The 6,687-nt window shown below is 71.1% G+C and carries 6 protein-coding genes; 2 read left to right on the top strand and 4 right to left on the bottom strand.

What is annotated here, in order from left to right; genetic code table 11:
• Positions 1-247 precede the first annotated feature (247 nt).
• Together coaA and ACZ7MY_RS30330 are read left to right on the top strand one after the other, a co-directional pair.
• Positions 248-1,225, top strand: a complete 978-nt coding sequence (gene coaA, locus ACZ7MY_RS30335) for a type I pantothenate kinase (protein ID WP_499606471.1) — start codon at positions 248-250, stop codon at positions 1,223-1,225.
• A 28-nt stretch (positions 1,226-1,253) separates the two neighbouring features.
• The gene (locus tag ACZ7MY_RS30330) at positions 1,254-2,201 is read left to right on the top strand and encodes a DUF389 domain-containing protein (protein WP_499606458.1); all 948 of its coding nucleotides are present in this window, start codon (positions 1,254-1,256) and stop codon (positions 2,199-2,201) included.
• 20 nt (positions 2,202-2,221) lie between these two features.
• Here ACZ7MY_RS30330 and glmM read toward each other — a convergent pair whose 3' ends face one another.
• The 4 genes from glmM to ACZ7MY_RS30310 all read right to left on the bottom strand — a co-directional run bounded on the left by glmM (position 2,222) and on the right by ACZ7MY_RS30310 (position 6,652).
• Complete coding sequence (gene glmM, locus ACZ7MY_RS30325) at positions 2,222-3,580, bottom strand: phosphoglucosamine mutase (RefSeq protein WP_499606457.1); 1,359 nt, start codon at positions 3,578-3,580, stop codon at positions 2,222-2,224.
• A 145-nt stretch (positions 3,581-3,725) separates the two neighbouring features.
• Positions 3,726-4,226: a 30S ribosomal protein S9 gene (gene rpsI / locus ACZ7MY_RS30320; protein WP_319140461.1), complete on the bottom strand. Its 501-nt coding sequence runs from the start codon at positions 4,224-4,226 to the stop codon at positions 3,726-3,728.
• A gap of 40 nt (positions 4,227-4,266) precedes the next feature.
• A complete protein-coding gene (gene rplM, locus ACZ7MY_RS30315; protein WP_089229083.1) occupies positions 4,267-4,713 on the bottom strand; it encodes a 50S ribosomal protein L13 in 447 nt (148 codons plus the stop codon).
• 316 nt (positions 4,714-5,029) lie between these two features.
• A complete protein-coding gene (locus ACZ7MY_RS30310) occupies positions 5,030-6,652 on the bottom strand; it encodes an ATP-binding cassette domain-containing protein (protein WP_499606456.1) in 1,623 nt (540 codons plus the stop codon).
• Between the last annotated feature and the right edge of the window lie 35 nt (positions 6,653-6,687).

Raw genomic sequence — 6,687 nt, 5'->3', positions numbered from 1 at the left:
AGGTCAACCGCGGAGCACCCTTCAAACACCCCGGCAGAAAGGCCAGAAAAGGGTGCGACTGGGGAGGAGGCCAAGGTGTGTCTGGGGTGTTGGCCCCTTTCCCCCCCCCCCCCCCCCCACGACGGCGACCCGCACCTCCTGGCGGCACCGGCCCGTGGCGTCGTCCGCTCCTTCGCGTGACGCACCCCACTCCGCGGTCCCGTTCGAACTCCGTTAACAATGGACTGTGATCACACCGGTCTCCTCGATGCCCCAAAGCGCCCACCGGCCCAGGTCGGAGGCGACTCCCTACGTCGACCTGACACGGGCCGAGTGGAGCGCGCTGCGCGACCGCACGCCGCTGCCGCTCACCGCGGAGGAGGTCGAGCGGCTGCGCGGCCTCGGCGACGTCATCGACCTCGACGAGGTGATCGACGTCTACCTGCCGCTGTCGCGCTTGCTCAACCTCTACGTCGGCGCCACCCACGGCCTGCGCGGCGCGGTCAACACCTTCCTCGACGACACCGGGGAGGGCCGCTCGCAGGCCGGCACCCCCTTCGTCATCGGCGTCGCCGGCAGCGTCGCGGTCGGCAAGTCGACCACGGCGCGCATCCTGAAGGCCCTCCTCGCCCGCTGGCCCGAGCACCCGCGGGTGGAGCTGGTCACCACCGACGGCTTCCTGCTGCCCAAGGCCGAGCTCCAGCGCCGCGGGCTGATGTCCCGCAAGGGCTTCCCCGAGTCGTACGACCGGCGCGCGCTGACCCGCTTCGTGGCCGACGTGAAGGCCGGCAAGGACGAGGTGCGCGCGCCCGTCTACTCGCACCTGATCTACGACATCGTGCCGGACGAGGAGCTGGTGGTCCGGCGGCCGGACATCCTCATCGTGGAGGGCCTGAACGTCCTGCAGCCCGCGCTGCCGGGCAAGGACGGCCGCACCCGGGTCGCGCTCGCCGACTACTTCGACTTCAGCGTGTACGTGGACGCGCGCACCGAGGACATCGAGCAGTGGTACCTGGCGCGCTTCCGCGAGCTGCGCGAGACCGCCTTCCAGAACCCGCTGTCGTACTTCCACCGCTACACCGAGGTCTCCGAGGAGGAGGCCATGGAGTACGGCCGCCACACCTGGCGCGGGATCAACCAGCCCAACCTGCTGGAGAACGTGCTCCCCACCCGCGGCCGGGCCACCCTGGTCCTGCGCAAGGGCCCCGACCACAAGGTGCAGAAGCTCTCCCTGCGCAAGCTGTAGTGCGCCGGCCGGGGGTAGCCTGCCCCGCATGCTGCATCTTCGGATGATCGTCCCGCAGGGGAGCACCGACGAGGTCCTCTCCCTCGTCGAGGGAACCGTCGGCGCCACCCACGTCGCGGTGCTGCCCGGCGCGGCCCGCAACCCACGCGGGGACATCGTCATGTGCGACGTCGCGCGCGAGGCGGGTGACGAACTGCTGCGGGCCCTGCGGCGCATGGGTGTCGCCGAGGCGGGCTCCATCGCGGTGGAGCACATCGACCTGTCACTGTCGGACAGCGCAGACAGGGCCGAGGAGGAGGCGCCCGGTGAGGGCGCGGACGCCGTGCTGTGGGAGTCGCTGACCGACGCCACCCACGAGGAGTCCACCCTCACCGTCACCTATCTGGCGTTCCTGGCCCTGGCGACGATGCTGGCGGCCTGCGGGGTGATGCTGGACAGCGCGATCCTGATCGTCGGCGCGATGGTGGTGGGCCCGGAGTTCGGGCCGCTGGCCGGTGTGTGCACCGGCCTGGTCCAGCGCCGCGGACGGCTGGCCCGGCGCTCGCTGGTGGCGCTGGTGGTGGGCTTCCCGGTGGCGATGGTCCTCACCGGCGGTTTCAACTACCTGATGGACGTCCTCGGCGTCTTCAGCGTGGACGACTTCACGGCGCCGCATCCGTCGACCGCTTTCATCTGGCAGCCGGACGCCAGCTCCTTCGTGGTGGCCTTCCTCGCCGGGATCGCCGGGATCCTCTCGCTGACGTCCGCCAAGTCCGGTGCGTTGGTCGGGGTGGCGATCTCGGTGACCACCGTCCCGGCCGCCGCCAACGCCGCCCTCGCGCTGTCCTACGGGGACTACCGCGAGCTGTGGGGCTCCTCGGCTCAGCTGGGCGTCAACCTGGCGGGCATCGTCATCGCGGGCGTCCTGACGCTGCTCGCCCAGAAGGGCTTCTGGGCGATGCAGCGCAGGCGGCGTACGGTGTCGCGCGCTTCCTAGCCGGCCGGGCCGATGCCGGTCTAGCCGAGCGCGGACTTCACGGCGTCGGCGAGCCGGCCGGCCACGGAGCGGGCGTGGTCGATGTCGGCGGCCTCGACCATGACGCGGACCACCGGCTCGGTGCCGGAGGAGCGCAACAGCACCCGGCCGGTGGTGCCGAGCTCGGCCTCCGCCTCGGCCACGGCCGCGGACAGCTCGGTGGAGGTCTCCACGCGGCTCTTGTCCACGTCCCGGACGTTGACCAGGACCTGCGGCAGCCGCTCCATGACGGCCGCCAGCTCGGTCAGCGAACGCCCGGTGGAGGCGATCCTGGCGGCCAGCATGAGGCCGGTGAGGGTGCCGTCGCCCGTGGTGGCGTGGTCGAGGATGATCACGTGGCCGGACTGCTCGCCGCCGAGCGCGTAGCCGTGCTCCTTCATCGACTCCAGCACGTAGCGGTCGCCGACGGCGGTCTGGACGAGGCCGATGCCCTCGCGCTCCATGGCGAGCTTGAAGCCCAGGTTGGACATCACGGTGCCGACGACGGTGTTCTTGCGCAGCCGGTCCGCCTCGCGCATGGCGACGGCCAGGACGGCCAGGATCTGGTCGCCGTCGACCTCGTTGCCCTGGTGGTCCACGGCCAGGCAGCGGTCGGCGTCGCCGTCGTGGGCGATGCCGAGGTCCGCGCCGTGGTCGATGACGGCGGCCTTGATCAGCTCCAGGTGGGTGGAGCCGCAGCCGTCGTTGATGTTGAGGCCGTCCGGCTGGGCGCCGATGGTGATCACTTCGGCGCCGGCCCGGGCGAAGGCCTCGGGGGAGACGCGGGCGGCGGCGCCGTGGGCCTCGTCCAGGACGATCTTCAGACCGTCCAGGCGGTGCGGCAGGACGGCGATCAGGTGGGCGACGTACTGGTCGAAGCCCTCGTCGTACTCGCGCACGCGGCCCACGCCGGCGCCGGTGGGGCGGTCCCAGGGGGCGCCGGTGCGGTGCTCCTCGTAGACGGACTCGATGCGGTCCTCGAGCTCGTCGGCGAGCTTGTGGCCGCCCCGGGCGAAGAACTTGATGCCGTTGTCGGGCATCGCGTTGTGGCTCGCGGAGAGCATCACGCCCAGGTCGGCGCCGAGCGCCCCGGTGAGGTAGGCCACAGCCGGGGTCGGCAGCACGCCCACCCGCAGCACGTCGACGCCTGCGCTGGCGAGCCCGGCCACCACGGCGGCCTCCAGGAACTCTCCGGACGCGCGCGGATCCCGTCCCACCACCGCCACCGGCTTGTGGCCCTCGAACGTGCCCGCCTCGGCGAGCACGTGCGCCGCCGCGACCGACAGTCCGAGCGCCAGCTCGGCCGTCAGATCCGCGTTCGCGACACCGCGCACACCGTCCGTACCGAAAAGTCGTCCCACGTCTTTCCTCCGAGATGTTGCCGTGCTCCGCCCCGTACGCTTCGGGCGTTCATCCGGTTATACGTCTATACCCCCCGAAACGCGTACGCCCCGGAGACGCACAAAGTGCCTCCGGGGCGTACGTGCAATGCAGCGCGCGCGATGCTTAGCGCTTGCTGTACTGCGGCGCCTTGCGGGCCTTCTTCAGACCGGCCTTCTTGCGCTCGATCTCGCGCGCGTCGCGGGTCAGGAAGCCGGCCTTCTTGAGCGGGCCGCGGTTGTTGTCGACGTCCGCCTCGTTCAGCGCACGGGCGACGCCCAGGCGCAGCGCACCGGCCTGGCCGGAGATGCCGCCGCCGTTGATCCGGGCGATGACGTCGTAACGGCCGTCGAGCTCAAGGATCTTGAACGGCTCGTTGACTTCCTGCTGGTGCACCTTGTTGGGGAAGTACTCCTCAAGGGTGCGACCGTTGATCGTCCACTTGCCGGAGCCCGGGATGATCCGGACGCGGGCGACGGACTCCTTGCGGCGGCCCGTACCGGCGGCCGGCTGGGGCTCGCCGAAGCGGGAGGCGAGGGACTCGGAGGTGTACTCCTCCGGGATCTCGATGGTCTCCACGATCTCGCCGTCCTCGACGAGAGGGGTCTCAGGGGTGGTCTCGGCCACGATGCTCCTCAGATGCTTTCTGTGTCGGTGGTGGCCGGGACTAGCCCTGCGCGACCTGGCTGATCTCGAACGGAACCGGCTGCTGGGCGCCGTGCGGGTGCTCCGCACCCGCGTACACCTTCAGCTTCGAGAGCATCTGGCGGCCCAGGCTGTTCTTGGGCAGCATGCCCTTGACGGCCTTCTCGATGGCCTTCTCGGGGTTCTTGTCGAGCAGCTCGTCGTAACGGACGGAGCGCAGACCGCCCGGGAAGCCCGAGTGGCGGTAGGCGAGCTTCTGCTGCTTCTTGTTGCCGGAGAGGTGCACCTTGTCGGCGTTGATGATGATGACGAAGTCACCGGTGTCGACGTGAGGCGCATAGATCGGCTTGTGCTTGCCCCTCAGGAGGGACGCGGTCTGGGACGCCAGACGGCCCAGGACGACGTCCTGCGCGTCAATGACGTGCCACTGGCGCTGGACATCGCCGGGCTTGGGGCTGAACGTACGCACGGTCGTAGCCTTCGCTTCTTCAGTGAGTGGGTACTGACAAGGCCACCCGGACGATCACGACAGCCCTATCGCCTGCGGCGACGCATACCGCAGGGCGAACGCTGGTCATCGGCCCGGTGAACCGGCGTAGCGGCCTCTCACGTGAGAACGAGCAAGCCAATACGCATAACGAACCTGCAGAATACCCGCGGCTGCCCGTTCGGGTCAAAACAGCCGGTGCGGGGGCGCGCCAGCACCCGCCGCCCCCGCCCGTGCGCCCGTCCCGCGGGCCCCGGCTCCGCGCCCGGCCCCGGCTCCTTCTCCGCCCCGGCCCCGGTCACCGCTCCCTGACGACCCGGGTCTCGTCCCACACCGGTTCCGGAACCTCCCGGACGAGCCCGTCCGAGCCGAAGACCAGGTAGCGGTCGAAGCTGCGGGCGAACCAGCGGTCGTGGGTGACCGCGAGCACGGTCCCGTCGAACGCCTCCAGACCCTCCTGCAGGGCCTCCGCCGACTCCAGGTCCAGGTTGTCGGTCGGCTCGTCCAGCAGCAGCGCCGTCGCCCCGGCGAGCTCCAGCAGCAGGATCTGGAAGCGTGCCTGCTGCCCGCCCGACAACTGGTCGAAGCGCTGGTCGCCCTGCCGGTCGAGCTCGTAGCGCCGCAGCGCGGACATCGCCTTGCCGCGGTCGCGCGCGTGCTCGGTCCACAGGATGTCGACGAGGGTGCGCCCCATCAGCTCCGGATGCGCGTGCGTCTGCGCGAAGTGGCCCGGCACGACGCGCGCCCCCAGCTTCCACTCCCCCGTGTGGCGCACGCCGGGATCCCCGGCCAGCAGCCGCAGGAAGTGCGACTTGCCCGAGCCGTTCGAGCCGAGGACGGCCACCCGCTCCCCGTAGAAGACCTCCAGGTCGAACGGCTTCATCAGCCCGGTCAGCTCCAGCCGCGCGCAGGTGACGGCGCGCAGGCCGGTGCGCCCGCCGGACAGCCGCATGCGGATGTCCTGCTCGCGCGGCGGCTCCTGCGGCGGCCCCGCCTCCTCGAACTTCCGCAACCGGGTCTGCGCGGCGCGGTAGCGGGAGGCCATGTCGGGGCTGATCGCCGCCTGCTGACGGAGGGTCAGCACGAGCTTCTTCAGCCGGGCGTGCTCCTCCTCCCAGCGCCGCCGCAGCTCCTCGAAGCGCGCGAAGCGTTCCCGCCGCGCCTCGTGGTACGTGGCGAAACCGCCGCCGTGCACCCACACGTCCGAGCCGGCCGGTCCCGGCTCCACGCTGACGATCTTCTCGGCGGAGCGGGCCAGCAGCTCCCGGTCGTGCGAGACGAACAGCACCGTCTTCCTGGTCTGCTCCAGCTGGTCCTCCAGCCAGCGCTTGCCGGGGACGTCGAGGTAGTTGTCCGGCTCGTCCAGCAGCAGCACCTCGTCGGTGCCGCGCAGCAGCGCCTCCAGCACCAGCCGCTTCTGCTCGCCGCCCGACAGCGTGCGCACCTCGCGCCACTGGGCCCGTTCGTAGGGCACGCCCAGCGCGGCCGTGGTGCACATGTCCCAGACCGTCTCCGCCTCGTAGCCGCGGGCCTCCGCCCAGTCGCTGAGCGCCTGCGCGTAGGCCAGCTGGGCGGCCTCGTCGTCCTGCGCCATGATCTCCAGCTCGGCGGCGTCGACGGCCGCGGCGGCCTCGCGGATCCGCGGCGGCGCCACGGACACCAGCAGGTCCCGTACGGTGCGGTCGTCCCGTACCGAGCCGACGAACTGCGGCATGACGCCCAGCCCGCCGCTCACCGTGACCGTGCCGCCGTGCGGCTTCAACTCCCCGGAGATCAGCCGCAGGAGGGTCGTCTTGCCGGCGCCGTTCGCCCCGACGAGGGCCACCGCGGCGCCCTCGCCCACCCGGAACGAGACGTCGCCCAGCAACACCCGGCCGTCCGGCAGGTAGTACTCCAGATGCGCAACGTCCACATGTCCCATGCCTGGATTCTCGTAGCGCGGTCGCTCACCGCCAA

Source organism: Streptomyces sp. NPDC111520 (genome assembly GCF_055635295.1).
This window is presented reverse-complemented; position numbering and strand designations above follow the sequence as displayed.

Bases quoted from the DNA above. Each gene is read 5' to 3' on its own strand.
- coaA (WP_499606471.1), top strand. From the start codon at position 248: ATGCCCCAAAGCGCCCACCGGCCCAGGTCGGAGGCGACTCCCTACGTC.
- ACZ7MY_RS30330 (WP_499606458.1), top strand. From the start codon at position 1,254: ATGCTGCATCTTCGGATGATCGTCCCGCAGGGGAGCACCGACGAGGTC.
- ACZ7MY_RS30310 (WP_499606456.1), bottom strand. From the start codon at position 6,652: ATGGGACATGTGGACGTTGCGCATCTGGAGTACTACCTGCCGGACGGC.